A 23,324-nucleotide genomic window follows, 5' to 3' on the forward strand; every position below is an offset into this window, starting at 1 on the left:
TATAATTATCTTAATGATTTCACCTCTATAAATGTTAGTGATTCATTGCATTTTCTCTTATAGTATACACGATAAATCTCTAACGGTCTATTTGTAGTATACCCCTCACCATTTGTTTTAATTTTAACATATCATTTTTGTCCTCTTTATTTCTGCATAATATTGAAATTTTCACTTCATTTCCCCCATATCCTTTGAAATATTTCAGTTTAACTATATTTTTTACTTCTTTTTCTTATGAAATTTCATTTTTTACTTGTTAAATAGTTGACATAATATGATTTTTTTCATATACTCTTATTATTAGTTTAAGTTTTAACAAACATAACTTTAATTTTTATACTATAAAATAAACACAACTGGAGGCTATTATGTTAAACACACACTACACAAACTTATTAAGCCCATTAACGATTAAAAGTTTAACTATGAATAATAGAGTTGTAATGACACCAATGGGGACTAACTTTGCAAGTAGTACAGGTGAATTTACAGATGAACATATCAAATATTATGAGCAGCGTGCCAAAGGCGGTACAGGTCTTATTATTGTAGAAAACATTAACATTGACTACCCACTTGGTTCAAATGGTACAACTCAAATTAGAATTGACCATGATCGTTACTTACCAAAATTAAGTAAACTTGCAGATGCTGTACATAAACATGGCGGTAAAATTGCATTACAAATTAACCATGCTGGTGCTTCTGCAGTAAGCACACGTATTGGACAGCAGCCAGCTGCACCATCAACCATCCCTTCTAAAGAAGGCGGAGAAATACCAAGACCTTTGACAATTGATGAAATTCATGACATTGTTAAAAAGTTTGGTATTGCTGCAAGACGTGCTCAAATTGCTGGTTTCGATGCTGTTGAAATCCATGGTGGCCACTCTTATCTTATTGCACAGTTTATGTCACCTCTTACAAATGATCGCACAGATGAATTTGGTGGCAACGTAGAAAATCGTGCACGCTTCTGTAAATTAGTTCTTGAAGAAGTAAGAAATGCAGTTGGTCCTAACTTCCCTATCATCCTCAGAATTTCTAGTGATGAATTCATGGAAGCCGGAAGAACTTTAGAAGATACACTTGAACTTCTTACTTACTTAGATAAAGAAGTTGATATGTATGACGTTTCTGCTGCTGTAAATGATTCTCTTCACTTACAAGTAGATATCATGTCACTTGCTGAAGGATGGCGTGCGCACCATGCAAAAGCTATTAAAGAGAAATTCGGCAAACCAACTATGGCTGTTGGAAGTTTCCGCTCACCAGAAGTGGTTGAAAAAGTTCTTGCAGAAGGTGTCTGTGATCTTGTAGGTATGGGACGCGGACTCATTGCTGAGCCAGAATGGGTTAACAAAGTTGCAGAAGGTAATGAACGATTACTTCGTAAATGTATTTCATGTAATATCGGATGTATTACAAACCGTGTCTTCTTAAATAAACCCATTACATGTACAGTAAACCCTGATCTTATTAATGAAAATGAGTACAAAAGACGTAAAGTAACAAAACCAACTAACGTTGTTGTTATTGGTGGCGGAACTGCTGGTCTTGAAGCTGCTTGCACAGCTGCTGAAGTTGGCTGTACAACAGTTTTACTTGAGAAAAATGAACAAACTGGTGGTCTTGCACGCGAGATTGCAAAATTCCCAGACAAAGATAAAGTACAATTCTTCGTAGATTACCTTGAAGAACGTGCAAAAGACTTAAAGAACCTTTTCGTTTGTACAAATACAATGGCTACAATCGAAAAAGTAGAACAGTTTAAACCAGATATCGTGGTAAATGCAACAGGTTCCGTACCACTTCTTCCACCTATCAAAGGTTTTGCTGAAAACTTAAACAACGATAACGTTTATACAATTACTAAATTACTTGCGAATTTAGATAAGGTCCCTAATATGAAGGGTAAAAAAGTTGTTATCGCTGGTGCAGGTGCTGTAGGTCTTGACTGCGTAGAATATTTCTCTCAGCAAGGTGCACAAGTCACTATTTTAGAACGACTTCCAGTTGTGGGACAAGACTTAGACCCTGTTTCACGTAAAGGAATGCTTGCAGTCATTAAAGAACATGATGTTCAAACACTTACAAGTACTTCTCTTATGGAACTTACTGATAAAGCAATGCTTTGCCAAGATTCAGAAGGCAATGATATAACACTTGAATTTGATCTTGCATGTATCTGTTTAGGTATGCGTGCTGAAAACAGCCACGTTGCTGAGCTTACTGCTCACTTTAATGCAAAAGGCATTAAAGTACTTAACATTGGAGACAGCTTAAGAGCTAGAAAAATCTTAGCTGGTATTGAAGAAGGACGTAATATCCTATTAGAACTTGAAAAACAAGGTCGCTTAACTTACTAATTTCAAGCTAAAAGTTTAGGGCATTAAATTGCCCTTGGCTTTTGCCTTGATTTGATAAATTTTTAACATATTATTTTTAAAGGAGCTTTTTAGCAAAATGCAAAACTCAATTTTCAAAAACAAATTTTTACTTACTGCTCTCGCCATGTATCTAGTTTACTTCGTACATGGTATGGGGGGAATCATTGTAGCACAAAATAAAACAGCCTTAATGGCACAATGGGCAACTGATGCTGCTGGTATTGGTACTGTTATTTCTGCCCTTGGACTTGGACGCTTCATCGTTCTTTTCATCTCAGGTAAATTATCAGATAAATATGGTAGAAGACCTTTCATTCTTTTAGGAATTGTAACTTACATTATCTTCTTCGTAGGAATCTTATTCTCTCCTAACGTACTTGTTGCTTTCATCTGTGCACTTATTGCAGGTATGGCAAACTCATTCTTAGATGCAGGTACTTACCCAGCACTTATGGAATGTTTCTCTGATGCTCAAGGTTCAGCAAGTGTTATGCTAAAAGCGTTCATTTCTGGTGGTTCATCATTACTTCCTATTATGATTAGCTTCTTAGTTGCAAACAATATGTACTATGGTTACTCATTTATCTTTTGTATTGCAGTTTTAGTAGTCTGTGGTCTTGTACTTTTAAAAGCACCGTTTCCAGCTTTCAAAGCTGTAGAATCTACTGCTGAGGCAAAAGTTGAAGTAATCGATGCACCAAAAGCAAATATGTGGATTGAAGGTCTTGCCCTTATTATCATTGGTTTCACAGCAACTACTACTTTCCAAATTATTGCTTCATGGCTTCCAACTTATGCAGAAGGTGCTGCTGGTATGAGTGAGGCATCTGCGAATATGCTTGTAAGTCTTTATAGTACAGGATCTCTACTTTCTGTATTTATAACATCAACATTAGTTGCTAAATGGATTAAACAAGTACGTTTCGTATTCGTTTATCCACTTATTTCACTTGTCATGCTTATCATTCTTTACATGTTCCCAAGTGTAATCATCTGTAAAGTAGCTGCATTTGTTATTGGTTTCACTGCTGCTGGTGGTGTACTTCAATTAGCACTTACATCTATGACAGAATTATTCCCAGCTAATAAGGGAACAATTACAGGTATCGTATATAGTGCATCAAGTATTTCTTCATTTGTTATTCCTGCTTTAACAGGTAAACTTGCAACAATGAATGTAAGCTATATCATTCTTTTAGATATCGCTGTAACAGCTGTTGGTGTACTCCTTGCACTTATTGTTAACTTCCGTTACAATAAGGTAATGAAATAAGCATAATTAAGATTAATTATATATTTAAATACATGGGGGCACTTTATCACGTCATATAATGCTATACATTATATGCTGGATAAGGTGCCCTTTTAATCTAGATTATGCTGCATACTAATTTGAAAATAATAGAAGCTCAACTGGAGGTTTATATGAAATTAAAAAGGTTCTTAAAAACGCCTAAAGATAATAGCAATGCCCTAGCCATACGCATGACCATCGCATTGCTTCTTGCCTTAGTCGTTGGTTTCCTTTTAATCTTTGTAAGGGAAAAACTTATAAGTTCAGGTCACGGTGAGACTTGGACATTTATTAACGCTATTTTTTTCCAAGATATTAGTGTAGAAGAAGGCAGAAATGCCTTAGGACTCTTCTATATTCTTGGGCAACTCTTTATTAATAGCTTGCAACTTATCATTATTCCTATGGTCTTCTCATCTATTGCACTGGCTATGTGCCATATTAGCGATACCAAGAAGCTTGGTCGACTTTCTTATAAGACACTACTTGGCTTTTTAACAACATCTGTGTTTGCATTATCTACTGCAAGTATAATCGGTTATACCGTTTATCGCTTTGGCTTATTTGATGTTACTCTAGAAAGTACTGGAAATGCTGCTGTTGCCACAAGTAGTAATCCACTCATGATTATTTTAGATGCTGTACCAAATAATATTGCAGTTGTCTTTAGCAACAACAGTCGTGTTTTAGCTATTGTCTTCTTAGCTGTAGTCATCGGGCTTTGTATTAACAAATTAGGAGATGATATACAAGTTCTCAAAAAACTTCTAGAAGATTTTAGTAAACTTATCAATGTATTTCTAAACTTTATTATTATTAAGTTTAGCCCTATAGCTGTATTTATTTTAATTACACGTACTTTTGCTGTTTATGGTACTGAGCATCTAAAGCCTGCTCTTGTTTATATTTTAACAACTTGTTTTACGGCTATTTTATATTTAGTGGTAGCTTATCCACTTTATGTTTTTTTAGTGGCACGCCTTAATCCAGTCATCTTCATAAAGAAAATTGCAAAAGTAGGCCTTCTTGCTTTTTCAGCTAATTCTTCTGCTGCTGCACTTTCTTTAAACGAACGTACCACAACGAGTGAATTAGGCGTAGATAAAGATATTGCCTCTTTTATACTACCACTTGGTATGACCATTAATATGAATGGTACCGCCATTACCCAAGTAGTTGCTACAATCTTTATTGCTGCCAGTTCTGGCTATGAACTAACATTCAAAAATATCATTGTTATTGCCGTACTTGCACTTGTAGCTTCAATAGGTACCCCAGCTGCCCCTGGTGCTTCTGCAATTATTTTATTTACAATCTTAAATTCGATGGGCTACAACAACCCAGCAACACTTATTGCCTATTCCCTCATTATTGCCATTAATCGACCTGTAGACATGGTTAATACTAGCCTTAATGTTATAGGAGATGCTGCCACTGCTGTAGTTGTTGCAAATTCTGAAGATGCTTTAGATAAAGATATATATTATTCATAAAAGAAAAGCTAGAGATTTTTACATCTAAAATGTCCTTTACAAAGGGTACATTTTACTAAATGTATACTCTAGCTTTTTTATTATCTATCATGAATTATTTTTAATATACGCAATAAAGTTTTGTACAACTGGAGCAAGCTGTGTATTTTTCATATGTGCCATAAAAATCTGACGATGATACTGAGGTGAAGTAATGTGAATCGCCTTAAGTGGCAGGTGATCTAACGCTTCTGTCTTTGCTACAACAGCTATCCCAAAATGCTGTAGCACAAGCCCTAAAATGGCATTTTCATCTTCTCCTTCGCAAACTACTTGAGGTGTGATCTGCGCAGCTCTAAATAACTTTGCAAGCGCCTTCCCTAGTCCTGAATGCTTATCATATGCTACAATAGGGTAAGGTGCGATATCAGCAAGGGGCATTTCATCTCTTGTAGCTAAGGGATGATTCTCTTGTACCACCACCACAAGTTCTTGTTCGATGATGGGCTCAAACACAATATCCTTTTCATTTTCTACATAAGAGCAAAAGCCCACATCATATTTAGAGGATTTTAACCCCTCTATAATATCTCCTGTAATGCCTTGTTTAAAAGAAAAGGTAATTTCACCATGAGCCTTAACATCCAAAAATTTCCTTACCATAGTTGGTATATAAGAAAAAGCCAAAGGTGCCACATAAGCAAGGTCAATATGCCCTGCTACAGGGCTTGTAAGTTGTTTGATTTTTTTTTGACCGCTTTCTAACATATCTAATGCTTCTTCTACATAACTCAAAAAAATTTTACCATATTTAGTAAGGACAATGTTTCGTCCCTTTTTTTCAAATAAGGCGATGCCTAATTCTTCTTCTAAACTAGAAATGGCATAGCTTAAACTCGGTTGTGATATACTTAACAATTCAGCCGCATAGCGAAAATGTTCCACTTTAGCCACTGTTTTAAAATAATAAAGTTGGTTTAAGTTCATATTTTATAGTACTCCTAGATGTTTTTTATAGTGTATCACTTTTGATAGATAATTTCTATCAAAAATACAAAAAATAAGTATTAGATTTATCAAATCAATAAAGTTATAATCTACTTATAAGAGAAAACGTTAATTTTTTAACCAATCTATAACATATAAATATTATTATCTCAAAAGGAGATCTACTTATGAAAAAAATCGTTGAAGTTAGAAATATTAAATTAGGCGAAGGCATGCCTAAAATCTGTGTACCACTTGTTGGTAAAACAAATGAAGAACTTCTTGTAGAAGCGACTAGCTTAAAAGAACTTAAACTTGATATCGTGGAATGGCGTATTGACCACCATGAAGATGTTGAAAATATTGAAAAAATGAAAGAAACTTTAGCATTACTTAGAGATGCCCTTGGTGAAACACCTCTTTTAGTTACATTTAGAAGTAAAAAAGAAGGTGGTGAGCGTGAGGTAAGTACGGCTTACTATGCACAGCTCAATAAAGAAATGGCTAATACAGGTATGGCTGATATAATTGACGTAGAACTTTTCACTGGTGACGAAATCGTTAAAGAAATCGTTGACTTTGCACATAGTAAAAACGTAAAAGTTGTTATGTCAAATCATGATTTTGATAAAACACCAACTCAAGCAGAAATCGTAAGTCGTCTTTGCAAAATGCAAGAATTAAATGCTGACCTTCCTAAAATTGCAGTAATGCCACAAAATACTGATGATGTTTTAACACTTTTATGTGCAACAAATGAAATGGCTACAAAACATGCTGACCGCCCAATCATTACAATGTCTATGGCAGGACTTGGTGTAATTAGTAGACTTGCTGGTGAAACATTTGGATCAGCACTTACATTTGGTGCTGCAAAAGTAGCTTCCGCACCAGGTCAAGTGCCAGTCGGTGAACTTTCTGAAGTACTTAATATCTTACACAAAAGCAAATAATTAATTTTATAATCATTTTAAAACATACTATATAAACACCTTGGAGGACATAAATCATGGCAGAAAGAATTACAGGACATACAGAACTTATTGGATTAATCGCAACACCTATTAGACACTCAAGCTCACCAAAAATGCATAATGAAGCATTTGCTAAATTAGGACTTGACTATGCTTATCTCGCTTTCGAAGTAGGTAATGAAGAACTCGAAGCTACTGTTAAAGGCTTTAGAGCAATGAATGTGCGTGGCTACAATGTTTCTATGCCAAATAAAACAGTTATTCACAACTACCTTGACAAACTTTCACCAGCAGCTGAAATGTGCGGTGCTGTTAATACAGTAGTAAATGACAATGGCGTACTTACAGGGCATATCACAGATGGTACAGGCTACATGCGTTCATTACAAGATGCTAATATCGATGTAATCGGCAAAAAAATGACACTAGTAGGTGCAGGTGGCGCTGCTACTGCTATAGCTATCCAAGCTGCTTTAGATGGTGTAGCTGAACTTTCTATCTTTAACCTTAAAGATGGTTTCTGGGCTCGTGCAGAACAAACAGTAAAAGATATTAACGAAAAAACAAACTGCAAGGCAAAACTATTTGATCTTGCTGACCTTGACGCATTAAAAGCTGAAATTGCAACAAGCTACTTATTTACAAATGCAACAGGTATGGGGATGAAACCACTTGAAGGTCAAACATATATTCCAGATGCTTCTTTCCTTCGTCCAGACTTAATCGTTTCTGACGTTGTATATGCACCAAGAGAAACTGCCTTATTAAAAATGGCAAGAGAAGTTGGTTGCCAAACAATCAATGGTCTTGGTATGATGTTATTCCAAGGCGCAGCTGCCTTCGAACTTTGGACAGGTAAAGAAATGCCTATCGAACACGTAAAAGAAGCTCTTGGTTTCTAAATAATAAAAGCCGTAGCACAAATCTGCTACGGCTTTTATTATTTATTCTTTTAAAGTTTAAACTTAGTAACTTGTTCATCTAATTTCTGTACAAGTCCTAATAAGTTGTTTGCACCACTTCCAATTATCTCACTTGAATCCGTAAATGAATTTGTAATTGTTGCAACCTCTTCTGTCGTTGCTGCTACTTCTTGAGAAGCTCTCGTGATACATTCAACTGAATCTACCATACGATCTTTACGTTTCTTATTATGTACTGAAAGCATAGCTAATTTTTCTGTTTTTGGAATGATTCCTTCAATGGCAGTTGTAATATGTGTAAAGGTTTGTAATGTTTGATTTATTTTTTCGCCTTGCATGCTCATATCTGCATTCATATCTCTAGTTGCTTTAATAATATTTTCACCTTCATTTAAAACAGCTTCGATAATCTTTGTAATTTCTTCTACTGATTGTTGACTCTGTTCTGCTAAATGTCTAATCTCTTCTGCTACAACACTGAAGCCTTTACCTGCTTCTCCAGCTCGTGCTGCTTCTATGGCAGCATTTAATGCTAATAAATTAGTTTGTGAAGCGATTTGTGTAATTGTTGTTGTAATCCCCTGAATCGATGAAATACGTTCATTCATACGACTTACATTCACGTTAAAACCTTCAAAGGCTTCATTAACTACTTGTGCTGAATTATTTAGCGCTTCCATGTCTGACTTGCTATTTTTAAGCTCTGTTTCAACATCTAGAGAATCAATTACAACGGCTTCAATACTCTCATTCATTTCCTCAATATTTCTATTTAAGTCATCCATTTCTTGGCTTACCTTACTTATTTCCATCGCTTGATTTGTATTGCTCCCTGCTGCTTCTTGCATAGAGCTTGCTATGGCCATACTACTTTCAACCATTTGTCTTGATACAGTATCTAATGAACTAGCCTCTGTATTTAAGACAACAATATTTTCTTGTACGGCTTCTAAAAGTGTTTTTATACTTTCTACCATATTACTTATGGCTAAACTAATCATGCCTAACTCATCTTCACGGCTGCTAAGTGACTCAGGGAATGACTGTGTAAAATCACCTTTTGCATAAATTGCAAGTTGTTCACTAATCTGCTTAATACCTGTGCCTACCTTTTTCCCAATGACCAAGGCTACACATGTCATAAATAATATACCGATTATTGAAGTTATAATTAATAAAACTCTTATTGCACTAATTTCTGCAAAGATATCTTTTTTTGGCACTTCAAACGCAATTGACCAACCATTTGAATGCTTAATTGGTGCATAAACTACTAGATTATCTTCTCCATTATTAAATGATTCAATCCCCTGCTCTCCCTGAATCATCTTTTCTTGAATCATTGCAAGGTCTTTTAAAGAAGAATCTTGCCTTGCAGCTTCAATGACATTATATTTTGTGTCTACTTTTTCTTTGTCGTCTGAAGCAATAACTGTTCCTTCTCCATCTAACATATAAGTTCTTCCTAAATCAAAGTACTTCAATGATTCTGTGAAGCCTATTAAATAACTATTATCAAAAGTACAGGTAATAGCACCTTTAAACTGACCTTCTAATTTAATCGGTGTCCCCATAAAGATGATTTGTTTACCTGTTGCTGTATTATAAGATGGATTACTTATATAAAGTATGTCCCTTTTAAAATTCTTAAAGTATTCTCTTTCTGAAATATCATTTTGAAATCCATCTGTTGATGTTAAATACCCATCTGCTGTAATATAACCAATTGAAGCAATACCATATTCTTTGCCATAATCTGCTACATAATCATTAAGCCTTTCAACCTTTTCTTCTATACTTAATGTATCGTCTACGAGCATCATATCATTAGCAATAATATGTGTCATCGATAACTTTTGTTCTAAGCCTTGTGAAACAATTTGTGCTGCATCTTGAATCATTCGCTGCACACCATTAATCTTTATCTGTTCCATTGCTTTATTTACATTAATACCTATTATAGAAAATACAGTACCAAATAAAATAATACTTATCCCAACTAAGTACATCATTAAACGTACTGTAATAGATTTTTTTAACTTCTGTTGTTTTTTCATGTCTGCCACCTTTCTAGTATATGTTACTACTTATTTATCGACATATATATTTTTATAATATAGGACATTTTAAATTTACATAATATTAAATTAACTAAACGAAATAAAGCTGCATTACTTAATAGTAATACAGCTTTATTTCGTTTAGTTAATTTTCCAAATTTATATCTTGGCTATAATCTACATTCGCAAAATGGAATCCAAACATATGATAAAAATCTTCCCAATAACCTTTGATATCTGCCTTTTCACTTAAACTTTCTGTTGTAATTTGGTTCCAGTTTGCCATAACTTCTTTTTGCACATCTTCTTGCATTTCATAATCATCTAAGCGAATGAGCCCTTCTTCATCTACTTCAGCACTCTCTCCCTTGAATTTCTCTCTAAGTAAACGGTCCATTTGTTCAATACAACCTTCATGAAGCCCCTTATCTTTCATAACCTTATAAAGTAATGTAATATAAAGTGGTACAATAGGAATAGCAGAACTTGCCTGTGTCACTAGAGCTTTATTTACTGAAATATAGGCTTTAATTCCTTTTTTTGCTAACATCTTTGTAATGCTTAAAGATGTCTCATACAAATGTGCCTTTGCTGCACCAATTGTTCCTTTATAATAAACTGGAAAAGTAAGCTCCGGCCCAATATATGAATAGGCAATTGTTTTTGCCCCTTCTTCTAAAACATCAGCTTCACTTAAGACTTTCATCCACTCCTGCCAATCTTCGCCGCCCATTACTTTAATAGTGGCATTTATTTCTTCTTCTGTAGCTGAATCGATAGTTGCCTCATTTACTTCATTATTTTTTAAATCTAAATTTTTATTTGTAAAAGGTTTTCCTATTGTTTTTAAAACAGATTTATAAATTGTCCCATCAGCCATAGCACGGCGTGGTGCCGCTAAACTATAGATGACAAGGTCTACTTTCCCTAAGTCTTTTTTAATAACCTCTATTACTTCTTCTTTCACTTCCTTTGAAAAAGCATCCCCATTAATTGTTTTTGCATAATATCCCTCTGCCTCTGCCATTTCTTCAAATGCTAATGTATTATACCAACCAGCTGTAGCTGTGCGGCGGCTTGTCCCTTGTTTTTCAAACATTACCCCTAATGTAGCCGCCCCACTGCCAAAGGCTGCTGCAATACGTGTCGCAAGACCATAACCTGTAGACGCCCCAATCACAAGTACCTTTTTAGCACCATCAAATTTACCTTTTGTCTTCACATATTGAATTTGCTCTTTTACATTTTCCCTACATCCTAATGGATGTGCTGTTGTACAAATATAATCTCTTACTTTTGGCTCAATAATCATTTTCCTTCTCCTTTACAAAACATTTTGCCTCATGAATCAGAAACTTAACTGTCTCATCCGCTACATCTACTTTTATTTCTTTCCCCTCTAACACTGCCTTAGCTGCTTCTAAAATAATCTCATGACCATACCTTCTAGTACCAATCTGATTTTCTAACAAATATGTAGGACCACCAATAGAAAAATGTATATCATCATAATCAGGTTCTATATAAAAAGCTTCTCCCTCATACTTCTTATAATCTTCCTGATAATAGGCGATTAAATAAATAAAAGCTAATTGTCTTCGAAGTAATTGTGATGGCGTTTTTAATGCCTTAGTTGATAAGTCCATTTGTTTTAATAAATCATGAAATGCCGCTTGATGCTGTAAATTTCTAAAAGCAATCACGTGTTAAGTCTCCTTTTCCTATAAAACATTACATTTAATTTAAATTACATTCATTATTATATCATTTATTTTTATTTATTTTTATATATTTTTATAATTTTAATAACTCAAAAATAAGACTATGCCACTTTATATGCCATAGTCTCATTATCTATACTTTTATCCTATTTCTTCAATAATGTATTAAGTCTCATTAATACTACCATCATCTCAGCTCTTGTAAGTTCTTTTTGAGGCGCCATTGTACCTTCAGCTACGCCTTCTAAAACACCTGTTTCATAGCAATATTTTAATGCCTCTTCATACATTGTTTCTTTTGTATCTTCAAAGCCTTCAAAGTTTCTTGTTCTTTCCAATCTACCCTCTGTAATTTCATAAATAACTTCAGCTAAAAGTGCTCTTGAAAGCGGTTCATTTTCCAGTTTTGCTACATTTCTTAATGTTTCTTCTTTTAGCTTACTCCCTATAGACATCTCATGTCCATAAGCCCAATGCTCTGAATCTGTCCAATATTTACTGACAGTTTCTCGCGGTAATTGGGTTGTTATTTGATGATTTAGCAGTAACATACGGTCCAAGAAAGTAAAGGCATCATTGACCCTCACACTTTCATTTGGTGCAAACTGCGTTTTACTTATTCCTTGTGTAATCCCCTCATTAACAGCTGTTTCTATAGCCGCACTCGCCCAGTGGGCTGAAGGCACGTCTCTAAAGGTTATACTTTCACCTTTTTTAAGAGTAATGTGCATATAGGTTAACCCTAATTCTTTTAATGCCGCTTCATCTTGCCATAATGTGGTAAACTCTTCTGCTGTAAATATTCCATTTTGATTGAGCCAACTTAAGTCTTCCTTAGTCCCTAATAAAGTATAAGGCATATAATTTTTAAGATGAGCTAATACTTCTTTTTGTGTTTCAGCATTTAATTTCTTATAGGCATTTAAAAATTTATTACTTGTTGTTTGCTGAACAGTTACAGAGGAACTACCGCTACTTGGCCTTTGACTTCCCGAGTTGCCATTATTACCTTCATTTGGCTTGCTGTCTTCTCCGGGTTTATTACCTTCATTTGGCTTACTATCTTCTCCTGGGTTATTACCTTCTTCTGGCTTGCTGTCTTCTTCATCTGCTGCTATAAGATAACACAAGAAATCATCTATTGTTCCCCAACCACCTGCATCACTTTTAATCGCCATACCAATTGTGATGCTGTCTTCTTCTACTGGAATTTCACTAAGCTCAGGTTTCTGCCAGTTTACCCAACCATCTACTCCTGTTTCAGCCTTATAAAGCTTATCACCTACTTGTGCATAGAGATACATTTCACTATTTTCACAATCTCCACCTTGTAGTGCTGCACTTATAGTATAAGTACCTGATTCCAAACCTGTCAGTGTCTGTGAAATTGTAAAGTTAATCTCACTATCATTCCAGAAATGAACGCTATAGTCACCACTTGCTGCATCTCCTGCCTTATTTTGATAGCTAACATATGAACTGCTATCTCCTAAATAGTCTATTTGCCACATACTACGGTCTGTACCTTCAAAGCTAGAATTTTGAACAAGGTTCCGTGGTTTGATTTGCACTATACATTTTACTTCACGTGCTTCTTCAACCGTTCCTGTAATCTTATAAGTGCCAACACCTGATTTAATTGCCGCCTCCACTTCTTCTTGGTCCCATATGACAGCAAAACTCTCTTTTGTCCCATCATTATAATACCCTAAAATACTTTGTGGTAACTTAACACTGTCGCCTAATTCTACTGTTATTTTTAATTCTTCAAAACTAGAAAGCACTTTCTTTCCGACAGCACCATTTTTTAAATAACGATATGTATATAATGAAGGAAGAATCCTACCCTCTGCATCAAAGAATGCTTCATTATCCCATGAACTTCCCCCATACCACTTTCCTGCATCTTCTGCATCATATTCGGCTGCAAACTTAGACGCCCAACCGGAACCATATTGTTCCCATTTTTCTTGACGTGCTTCTAAAGTCTCATCAGGTACACTAATCCAAGCAGGTTCCCAGTAAAATACACCTATACCTGCTTCACCTATATCCACTACTGCTTGTACTACATCTCTTAAAGCGTTAGCTTGACCTTGTGGTGAAATTTCATAATTTAAAGTTTGTCCAGTTTTGGGTGCAGAATTTTCATGACCATCTGTGTCTTCTTTTGTATAAACATAAGAAGTTTCTGCTACCATTACCTTTTTATCATATGTATCTGCCACTTCTTTAAGCACAGCTGTTAGGTTTTCTAAGCTACCATGCCAAAATGGATAATATGAGCTTGCAAATACATCATAATCTACATTATAAGTATCAAGTTGTTTAGCAAAGTTCGCATAATTCCCACTGCGTTCCGGATTCGTAAAGTGAAGCGCTATTAAAATATTTTCATCTATCTCTCGAATGGCACGACTTCCTGCATTAAATAACTTGCTTCTATTCTCCCACTCTTTTTCCCCACAGAAGGAATTGGTGGTTTCATTGCCTACTTGAACCATGCCTACATCTACACCTGCTTTTATAAGTGCTTGTAAGCTCGCTTTGGTATACTCATATACAGCTTGCTCTTTTTCTTCCAAAGTATAGTTTTCCCATGCTTTAGGTGCCTTTTGCTTAGCTGGATCTGCCCAAAAATCTGAATAATGGAAGTCTACGAAAACTCTCATCCCAGCTTTTGTTGCACGCTGACCAATTTGAATAGCTTTTTCAAGGTCATTATTTCCACCGCCATAGCCATTGCCCTCTGCGTCATAAGGGTCATTCCAAATACGCACACGTACATAATTTGTTCCTGCATCTTTTAAAATCTTGCAAAGATCCTCAGCTACACCTTCTTCATTATAATATACAACGCCGCTCTCTTCTTGCGCAATAAGACTTGAGATATCGGCACCTTTCATAAAATCATCTGGAAGACCCTTGACATATTCCACAAAAATGTCTGCTTCTTCTGGCACAGGAACTTCCTCTTCCTTTTCCACTGCTACTAAGCTAATTTCATCAATATAACTATACGCATTTGGCATGCCTGTAATCTCAATTGTCATTAGAACATCATCAGGCATGGCATTTTCAAATGTCATACTTACTTTTTGCCAAGTATTCCATCCTTCATTAATTTGAATTGCTGAAGATGTCGTACTGCCTGCATGAAATTTAAGCATTGCATCGCCGCCGCCCATGACATAAGCTGACAATGTATACTCTCCTGCTGGCAAGTCCTTCACAACTTGTGACCAGCTCATCGTATGTGATGTTTCCTGAGCATCATCTACCCAATAAGTCATGGCATAGTCACCCTCTTGTTTGCTAATCCCTTGCACATCGCTATAAGCTTTCGCTTCTACCTTAGCGCTCTCCCAAGACGTACTTGTAATATTCCAGTCACGCCACACGTGCTCACTTTCCTCAAAGCTGCCATTTACAATATATTCTTTCCCACTTGCTGCAAAGCATTGCAATGGCATACCTGTCATACATAAACATAAAACTAATAAGTAGATTATTCTTTTTTTCATTTTCTCACCTATTCCTTTGTATGCTTAAACTTATTTTTAAAATGTCTTTATACTAAAAAAGAAGCCTGTGCCGACAAATACTATATACTTGATATATAATGGGTACATGCTTCTTTTAAAAATTGCTTTACTTTAAATTGTAAATGTATGTGCGTATTCACTTTCGGCTGTGACTTTTTTAAGCTCACATGCTCTACCGTCTTTCATTTCTGGCCATTTTTCTAAGAAAATAGGTGCATTTTCTTCAAGTGGCATAATTTCAAGACGAAGTTTTTGTGGGAAATCAAAACGTTTTGTGCCTACCTCCCATACTTTACCGGTATAGAAATGATCATCTATATAGTCTTCACCTAAATATAATTTACCACCATCACCAGCAAAATCAATTTGAAGGAATAAATCATTTTGCATAGCATCTTGTTTTTCTACTGTAATTTCATAAACGTTCTTTTCATCACTTTGTGAAATAAGCTTATAAGTTACTTGTGGCACTACCACAGCCCTTGAAGCTTCATACACTGCAAACTGACCTTCATTTTCCTTTTTCTTAAAGCCTTCTGGCACAACTTCAAGGTCTGGATAAACTTTAAAGTTTACTTTTCCTCTACCAATTATCTCAATACCTTTACTTGTTTGCAGTACTGCAGCTTGACTAATGATTAAGCGTTCTGTCTCACCTTGTATTTTCCAAGCATTTTTAGCTTCTTCTTTTGTTAAAGTCATAATTTCTGCATCACCAAGTGACCCTTCAATTTCATAGCTAATTGCTTTATCACTATAAAAGACATATGTTTTTTCATTTAATTTACAAAGCGGTGTTGCTGAAATCGTCTTAAGCACAGCCTGACCAACTGACATATTAAATGGATAGAAGAAAAATTCGCCATTTTCAATATCTGTAGCTGCATATGTAAGTGTTTCATTTTCAAGCGGTACAGTTAGTACAACATCTTTGTGTGCTTTCATTTCATAACGACGTTGATAATTATTCACAAAAATATAGCCTGATTTACCGTTGTGTCTATAACTTGTACGAAGGTCTTCAAAGTTTGTAGGATAAAGTGGATTACTTTCAGGCATAATGGCAGGCATTTCACATAGCTGACTACCAAAGTCTTTTACAAACATTGTAAGGAGTTTAATCTCTTTATAAGTTTCTGACACTTGCCCATATTGTCTAATCGGTGCTCTAAAATCATATGAAAGCTCTGGGAGGTCATTAATAGAACCTGTTGCTTTAGATTCCTGTAAGAATGAAAGCTTTCCTTTTGGATTTGTACCCCCATGATACATATAGTAACCCAACAAGTTTACACCACTTCCTAATTTCACCATAGACATCGCACCAATATCTGTTTCTGTTGCTACGGGCCTTCTATGGTGCGTCACTTGAAGACCACCCCCAAGCTCGGCGGTTAAATATGGGAATTTATTAATATCAAAGGTGATACCTGTTCCAAAGCCAAAATCACTTCCGATATTATGGTCGTTGCGTTCATGGGTAAAGATATAGTTACCACTTGGTTCAATCTCTGTAAGTCTTTGATCCCAAGGTGCTTCACAATACCCCCCCATTACAGGTAGCAGCCCACCAGTTACAGCACCGCCCCAACCTGTTGCAGTATATATAGGCACTTCAAAACCTATTTCCTTCGCCATTTGAGTGAGAATGCGCATATGCTGCTCGCCTTCTTCACCATTTAAGCCACCGCAGTGACCATATTCATTTTCTATTTGAAGCCCAATAATAGGCCCATTATCTTTAAACAACAATCCCTTAACTTGTTCATATATCTTTGTATAGAACTTACGTACTTCTTCTAAGTACGCTGCATCATTGCTACGTACTTCAAAATCTTTGTGAAGAAGCCAATCTGGAAATCCTCCATTTCTCGCTTCTGCATGGCACCAAGGTCCTACACGAAGAATCATTTTAAGACCACAATCTTTACATGTTTCTACAAAGCATCTTAAATCTTTATCACCTTCAAAGTCATACTGACCTTCAATTTCTTCATGATGAATCCAAAGGACATAGGAAGAAACAACGTCTACGCCCCCTGCTTTCATTTTATAAAGAGATTCACGCCAATACTTTTTAGGATATCTTGAATAATGAATTTCCCCCATAATTGGGAACCAAGGTTTATTATCTTTTAGCATATATTTCTCATTGTAACCAAATGCTGTATTGTTCATTTTATTTCCTCTTTCCATTCTTATTCCTTAACTGCTGCGCCGCCCATACTTGTAATCATTGTTTTTTGCATTACCATAAAGAAGATAATAAATGGCACTGCAATCAAAAGAGCTCCAGCTGCAAATGTTGTAAATTCATTTTTCTTTTCTGTTAAAAAGCTACTATATAAGCCGAGTGCTAAAGTTTGTTTATCTGAAGAACGAAGCACCATTTTAGGGAAGATATAGTCCATCCAAGGTGCTGTAAAGCTAGAAATACCTAAGAAAATAATAATTGGCCTTGCAACTGGTAAAATAACACCTGTAAATATTTTAAAGTGACTAGCCCCATCAATTCTAGCTGCCTCATCTAAGCTCTTCGGAATAGTATCCATATAACTTTTTACCATCCAAGTATTATAAGGAATGTTTCCTGCTAGATAGACAAGAATAAGTCCCCAAAGCGTATCAAGCCCACCAATGCGAAGTAAAATAACATAAATGGCTACCATCCCTACGAAAGAAGGGAAGATTTGTAAGATAAGCATTGTCATCATCATACTTTTTTTCATTGTAAATTGAAAACGTGAGAAAACATAAGCACCAAGTGATGCTACGATGACTGTTGCAAGTGATGTACAAACTGCTACATACAGTGTGTTTTGAAACCATTTACCATAGTTTGTCTTTGTAAATAGTTCTTCAAAATGTTTAAATGTAATCCCATCACCAAATGGAATAATGCTTAATGTTGCAATAGAGTTACCTGGTGCAAAGGCTCCACTTACAACATACATAAGAGGATAAATTACAAATAATGACGTTCCTATTAAGAATAATAATACAAATGCTAAGTTGATCTTTTTAATCACTTTATTACTCATTAGATTTCACCATCCTTATAAGCTTTTGTTTTTCTAAAGTTGTAAATTGCAAATGGTGCAAGTACAACAAAGATGACAATCGCTAGCACTGCTGCATAGTTGTATTTCAGTAAATTAACCGTTAACTTATAAATCCATGTCACTAAAATATCTGTACCACCCGCGCCAGTTGTTGTACTATCTGCTACAACTGGGTAACCTGTCGTTAAGAAGAAAATTGAACCAAAGTTATTGATATTGTGTGTGAACGACATAATAATAAGTGGTGTTGTTTGATATAAAACGATTGGTAAAATCATTTTTTTGAAGATCTGGAACTGACTTGCACCGTCAATTTTAGCTGCTTCATAAATATCAGGTGAAATAGCTGTCATAGAACCTGTAATAAGGAGCATGAAATAAGGGAATCCTGCCCATAGATTTACCATAACACAGACGAATTTAGCCAGCCACTCATTACTCAGCCATGGGAGCCCTGAATTTGCAAGCCCAAGTGCTATCAATGTACGATTAACGACTCCGAAACTACCATTTAATAAGTTGCTCCATACAAGCATACTTACAATAGCAGGTACAGCATAAGGTAAAATAAAGATTGTCCTAAAAACAGGTGCAATTTTAAGATTACTTTGTTGTAAAATGACAGCCATAATCATCCCACCAAAGTAACATGTAAGTGTTGCAAGTGCCCCCCAAACTACTGTCCAAATCGCAACACGTGCAAAACCGGTTGACCAGGCACTATTTCCACCAAACATGGCTTTAAAATTGGCAAATCCAACCCAGTCTACTGTATTATTAGGCGGAATATGATCTGGCGCCGCATAATTAGTAAAGGCTACACACGCTGAGAAAACAAGAGGTACAACTACAAAGAATAATACAAGCCCTACAGTAGGGGCTAATGCTAAAATAGGAAAAGCTTTTTGAGAGGTATCTGAAATAATATTTTTTTCATTTTTAAAATAACCAAATGTACAATAATCTTTATATGATTTTAATGCACTCTTAACAGAAATGATATAAATCGCTACAAAGATAAAAATAACTGCTAATATAATCACACCATCTATGAGCATGAAAATAGAATTATCACGTTGTTTTACAGGTAAATTAGGTTGTGGACTTCCCAGTGTAATCAAATTAATGATTTTTTGAACAACCATAGGTGAACAAATTAACATTAAAATTTCAATTAACGCATAAAACAAACCTTTTATATATTCCTTTAAGTAAAGAATGTGGCCAAGTCCCATAAATAATATGGAGCTTATAAGTACTTTTTTTCTAGAAGACCCATCTGGCTGCACTTTTGTTTGCATAAATCCACCTCTTATCTTATTTTTTAATCAAATGATTGCATTTTAAAGAGGTTGCAAGAAGGCGTTTCGAAAGTGCCCTTCCCACAACCTCTTTCATTTATCATTATGGCTATTGTGCTAAAATTGCTGTATTACAAGCATCTAATTCTTTTTGAACATCTGCACCGTCCCAGATATTTGCACTAGCTGCTTTCATAGCATCCCAGAAAGCATTCATTTGAGGAATAGAAGGCATTGGGAATGCATAGTCAAGTTGTGTTAAGAATCCTTCAATATATGGACTGTCTACGCTGCAGTTAATTGCTGGAAGTGCACCTGTAAGATCAAAACGTAATTTTTGCATTTCTTCTGATACTAAGAACTCAGAGAATAATGCTGCTTCATTTGGATAATCACTATATGCTGATACGAACATTGCACGAGTACCTGCAAATGATGCAGCTGGTGTATCATTACCTGGAAGGCTTGGAAGTGGTGCTACCCCGAAGTTAAGTCCAGCTTCTTCAAAAGTTGCTACGTTCCATAAACCTGTAATATAAAGAGCTACATTACCACTGCTGAATGCTGAATCACAAGCAGCTGTTGTAAGGTCAGCTGATGGAATATCAAGTGCTGGTCTTAAGCTTTGGAAGAATTTCATACCTTCTACAGAAGCTTCTGAATTGATATTTGTATTTGTTGTATCTGTTCCATCTGGTCCAAATAAGCGGTTATCCTCACTTGTTGTAAAGATGATTGTATAATAACCATTTTCTACATCCATCATAAATCCATATTGATTATTATGTGATGCATTAAATTCTTCACTAAATGCTTTTAAATCTTCCCATGTTGTTGGCACCTCTTCTTCTGTAATTAAATCTTTATTATAGAAAAGTGCATATGTTTCTGCTGAAACTGGGTAACCGTACATTGTGCCGTCATATGTAAGCGCTGTACTACATGCACCTAATACATTTTCTGCAAGTGTATCAGGATTAACCGTTGGTAGAATATGTCCACCTGCAACAAGTTCACCAAGTTTATCATGTGGTGCTGCAAATACATCTGGTCCTACACCGGCTGGCCCATCTAATGCAATTTGGCTTGTTGTATCACCCAATTCTACATTTACATATTCAATAGAAATATTAGGATATTTTGCTGTAAAAGCGTCACCTGCTTGTTTGATAAATTCATCAGGCCCACCTGTTGATTCCCATACTTTTAAAGTAATAGAATCACTTGTGATTTCTGCACTTGATGCTGCTTCGCTTGATGCTGGTGTCTCTGTTGATGCCGTTTCCCCAGCTCCATTACTGCCACATCCTACACTCATTGTACCTGCTACACACATTGCTGTTAATAATGCTAATTTCTTAAGTTTCATAAAAACTACCTCCTTATAAATTTACATAGTCGATTTTTTTAAAACGATTTCATAATCTAATAGAGTTTGATGAGGAACTTCTTCCCCATTTATTAAACTGATTAACACTTTTCCTGCTTCAATGCCTAATGCTTTAATATCAATTTTGAGTGATGTAATTGGTGGATTATAATTCGCCAAATGAATGCTATCATAGAAAGATGCAATTTTGATATCTTGTGGAATCCTAACACCAAGTTCACCAAGCCTAATTAGTGCTCTACTGCAAATCACATCATCACTGCAAATAATACAGTCAACTTCTTGATTCATCGCAAGGTCTACAGCACGGTCGATTTGTACATGGCTGTTAAGATCTAAAAAGACGAGTTTTTCATTTACACTTTTACCATGGTTCTCAAATGCTTGTATAAAACCTTTATAACGATTATTGGTAATGATATGGTGCCTACTTCCTGCTAGTAGTGCGATTTTCTCATAACCTATCTTTAGAAGTACGGATGTAAGTTCTGCACAACCTGATATATGATGATTATCGATTTGAACAACTTCTTCATCTTCCACAGAACCAATTACAACAAACGGAATTTTTACTTTTTTTAAATAAGAAATTGCTAAGTCATTTACTGTAGGTCGTGTTAAGACAATACCATCTACCTTATGATTTCTGATAAGCCTTTCAATCAAGCTAATATCATTTTCTGTAGAGGTAAGCACAACAACATCATACTCAAAGCCTGCTGCAGTATCACAAATACCCATTAAACAACTTTGGAAAAAAGGAATTTCTGTTTGCTTTGTATCTGCTGGAAGGACTACACCAATGTTAAAGGTCTTGGACTCAGCAAGACTTTTTGCAATGACGTTAGGCCTATAGTTATGAATCTCTATATAATCCCTAATGCGCTTACGCGTTGCCTCGCTAATTCTACCTTTGCCAGATATAGCTCTCGAAACCGTTGTCTTAGATACACCAAGTTCTTTAGCAATATCACTAATCGTTAGGCTCTTATCACTTCCTGACATGTTGCAATCTTCCACAAACTCACCTCCTTGGTTGGATAACCGGTTGTTTATATATTCACATTAGCATTATTTTTTACTTCTGTCAATTTATATTTTTCTATACTTAATAGTATTTTTCAAATAGTTTTTTATAACTTTTTTACAACAAATTGATTTTATTACATTGCAACGTTGCGCACTTTTTATGCTTTTATCAAAATTTTTATTTTTAGAAAATTATATATATTATTTAAATTTAATTTTTATATTAAAAATAGAGATTGTCTAAAAGGCAATCTCTATCTTTGTTTCATTTCAAAAATATAATGAATAACTACAGTTTATATTTGCGAAATCTATAAAAATAAAAGGAACGACAAGATTTGTATATAATGCTTAGACTTATAACGTACACTGTGTTCCGAAATCTGCTCTGCATTTGGATAAAATGAATATTTATAAGCCTCCTCGTGTTTTATAAATTCTACGACTATTTCATATTCTTCTGGCCTTTTAAGCTTATAATCCGTTAAGTGCTCTGCTGCTTTTTTGACATTTTTATGGATACGCTCAATAGTTAACTCTGGATGAATACTTACAATGCCACCGCCAAATCCTTCACCTGTCGCCACACTCTTAATATGTCCGTCAAATTCTCTTACCCGCCTAATAAGTTCACCATCACCTGTCACAGCAATAACAGGCACACCAATACTATGCGCGCCATAAGCAAAAATCAAAAATTCATCAGCTAGCTGGCCATTAATACGAATACTTCTTATTTTATCTGGATTTAAAGAATGTGCTAATGGACTGCCATTTGTTCCAGCGCCACTATGATAACCGATAAATACAGCTGCATCAAAACTTTCATCTAAACCTTCTATCATACTATAAGGATGATTACTCCATCCCGAAATAATCTTTACTTCCTTTGGCAGCATCTCATGAATTAAATTCTTACCGTCTTCATGGGCGTCCTTCACTAAGATTTCCTTTGCACCTGCTTCTATAAGTCCCTTACAAGCAGCTACAACTTCTTTCGTCATCTGTATACAATATTTTTCATAGTTACTGCCACCCTTATGTGTTTCATCCCAATTTGAAATGCCTGTTACACCTTCTATATCTGCACTGATATAAATTTTCACTTGTACCCCCCCTTAATTTCGTTTTTATCCTATCTTTGAGTATATCAAAACTGACAAAGAATAGCAA

Annotated in this window: 16 protein-coding genes; 5 read left to right on the forward strand and 11 right to left on the reverse strand. The window is 35.3% G+C overall.

What is annotated here, in order from left to right:
- The first annotated feature begins 371 nt into the window (after window positions 1-371).
- The 3 genes from AC1VAQ_RS01425 (at window position 372) to AC1VAQ_RS01435 (ending at window position 5,180) form a co-directional block, all read left to right on the forward strand.
- The gene (locus tag AC1VAQ_RS01425) at window positions 372-2,372 is read left to right on the forward strand and encodes an oxidoreductase (protein WP_302596686.1); all 2,001 of its coding nucleotides are present in this window, start codon (window positions 372-374) and stop codon (window positions 2,370-2,372) included.
- Window positions 2,373-2,469: 97 nt separating this feature from the next.
- Window positions 2,470-3,666, forward strand: a complete 1,197-nt coding sequence (locus AC1VAQ_RS01430; protein WP_479903408.1) for an MFS transporter — start codon at window positions 2,470-2,472, stop codon at window positions 3,664-3,666.
- A 152-nt stretch (window positions 3,667-3,818) separates the two neighbouring features.
- Window positions 3,819-5,180, forward strand: coding sequence for a dicarboxylate/amino acid:cation symporter (locus tag AC1VAQ_RS01435; RefSeq protein ID WP_302596684.1), 1,362 nt, complete (start codon window positions 3,819-3,821; stop codon window positions 5,178-5,180).
- 87 nt (window positions 5,181-5,267) lie between these two features.
- Here AC1VAQ_RS01435 and AC1VAQ_RS01440 read toward each other — a convergent pair whose 3' ends face one another.
- Window positions 5,268-6,146, reverse strand: a complete 879-nt coding sequence (locus AC1VAQ_RS01440) for a LysR family transcriptional regulator (protein ID WP_479903409.1) — start codon at window positions 6,144-6,146, stop codon at window positions 5,268-5,270.
- 188 nt (window positions 6,147-6,334) lie between these two features.
- On the opposite strand from AC1VAQ_RS01440, the gene aroD reads away from it, so the two are divergent.
- Both aroD and AC1VAQ_RS01450 read left to right on the forward strand, forming a co-directional pair.
- Window positions 6,335-7,099, forward strand: coding sequence for a type I 3-dehydroquinate dehydratase (gene aroD, locus AC1VAQ_RS01445; protein WP_302596682.1), 765 nt, complete (start codon window positions 6,335-6,337; stop codon window positions 7,097-7,099).
- Between the two features lie 56 nt (window positions 7,100-7,155).
- On the forward strand, window positions 7,156-8,022 hold the full coding sequence (locus AC1VAQ_RS01450) for a shikimate dehydrogenase (RefSeq protein ID WP_302596681.1): 867 nt from the start codon (window positions 7,156-7,158) through the stop codon (window positions 8,020-8,022).
- Between the two features lie 50 nt (window positions 8,023-8,072).
- On the opposite strand, the gene AC1VAQ_RS01455 is transcribed toward AC1VAQ_RS01450, so the two are convergent.
- The 10 genes from AC1VAQ_RS01455 to AC1VAQ_RS01500 form a co-directional block, all read right to left on the reverse strand.
- Window positions 8,073-10,100, reverse strand: a complete 2,028-nt coding sequence (locus AC1VAQ_RS01455) for a methyl-accepting chemotaxis protein (RefSeq protein ID WP_479903410.1) — start codon at window positions 10,098-10,100, stop codon at window positions 8,073-8,075.
- A 148-nt stretch (window positions 10,101-10,248) separates the two neighbouring features.
- Complete coding sequence (gene fabV / locus AC1VAQ_RS01460) at window positions 10,249-11,415, reverse strand: enoyl-ACP reductase FabV (RefSeq protein WP_302596679.1); 1,167 nt, start codon at window positions 11,413-11,415, stop codon at window positions 10,249-10,251.
- On the reverse strand, window positions 11,405-11,806 hold the full coding sequence (locus AC1VAQ_RS01465) for a hypothetical protein (RefSeq protein WP_302596678.1): 402 nt from the start codon (window positions 11,804-11,806) through the stop codon (window positions 11,405-11,407). Before AC1VAQ_RS01465 ends, fabV begins: the two co-directional genes overlap by 11 nt.
- A 164-nt stretch (window positions 11,807-11,970) precedes the next feature.
- Complete coding sequence (locus AC1VAQ_RS01470; protein ID WP_479903411.1) at window positions 11,971-15,348, reverse strand: glycosyl hydrolase 53 family protein; 3,378 nt, start codon at window positions 15,346-15,348, stop codon at window positions 11,971-11,973.
- 132 nt (window positions 15,349-15,480) lie between these two features.
- On the reverse strand, window positions 15,481-17,547 hold the full coding sequence (locus AC1VAQ_RS01475) for a beta-galactosidase (protein ID WP_479903412.1): 2,067 nt from the start codon (window positions 17,545-17,547) through the stop codon (window positions 15,481-15,483).
- A gap of 20 nt (window positions 17,548-17,567) precedes the next feature.
- Window positions 17,568-18,410, reverse strand: coding sequence for a sugar ABC transporter permease (locus tag AC1VAQ_RS01480; RefSeq protein ID WP_479903413.1), 843 nt, complete (start codon window positions 18,408-18,410; stop codon window positions 17,568-17,570).
- Window positions 18,410-19,732: a carbohydrate ABC transporter permease gene (locus AC1VAQ_RS01485; RefSeq protein ID WP_302596674.1), complete on the reverse strand. Its 1,323-nt coding sequence runs from the start codon at window positions 19,730-19,732 to the stop codon at window positions 18,410-18,412. Before AC1VAQ_RS01485 ends, AC1VAQ_RS01480 begins: the two co-directional genes overlap by 1 nt.
- A gap of 109 nt (window positions 19,733-19,841) precedes the next feature.
- Window positions 19,842-21,101, reverse strand: a complete 1,260-nt coding sequence (locus tag AC1VAQ_RS01490) for a sugar ABC transporter substrate-binding protein (RefSeq protein WP_302596673.1) — start codon at window positions 21,099-21,101, stop codon at window positions 19,842-19,844.
- 21 nt (window positions 21,102-21,122) lie between these two features.
- Window positions 21,123-22,142, reverse strand: a complete 1,020-nt coding sequence (locus AC1VAQ_RS01495) for a LacI family DNA-binding transcriptional regulator (protein ID WP_302596672.1) — start codon at window positions 22,140-22,142, stop codon at window positions 21,123-21,125.
- Between the two features lie 320 nt (window positions 22,143-22,462).
- Window positions 22,463-23,257: a M55 family metallopeptidase gene (locus AC1VAQ_RS01500; RefSeq protein WP_302596671.1), complete on the reverse strand. Its 795-nt coding sequence runs from the start codon at window positions 23,255-23,257 to the stop codon at window positions 22,463-22,465.
- Window positions 23,258-23,324: the final 67 nt, after the last annotated feature.

The organism is Cellulosilyticum sp. (assembly GCF_982396655.1).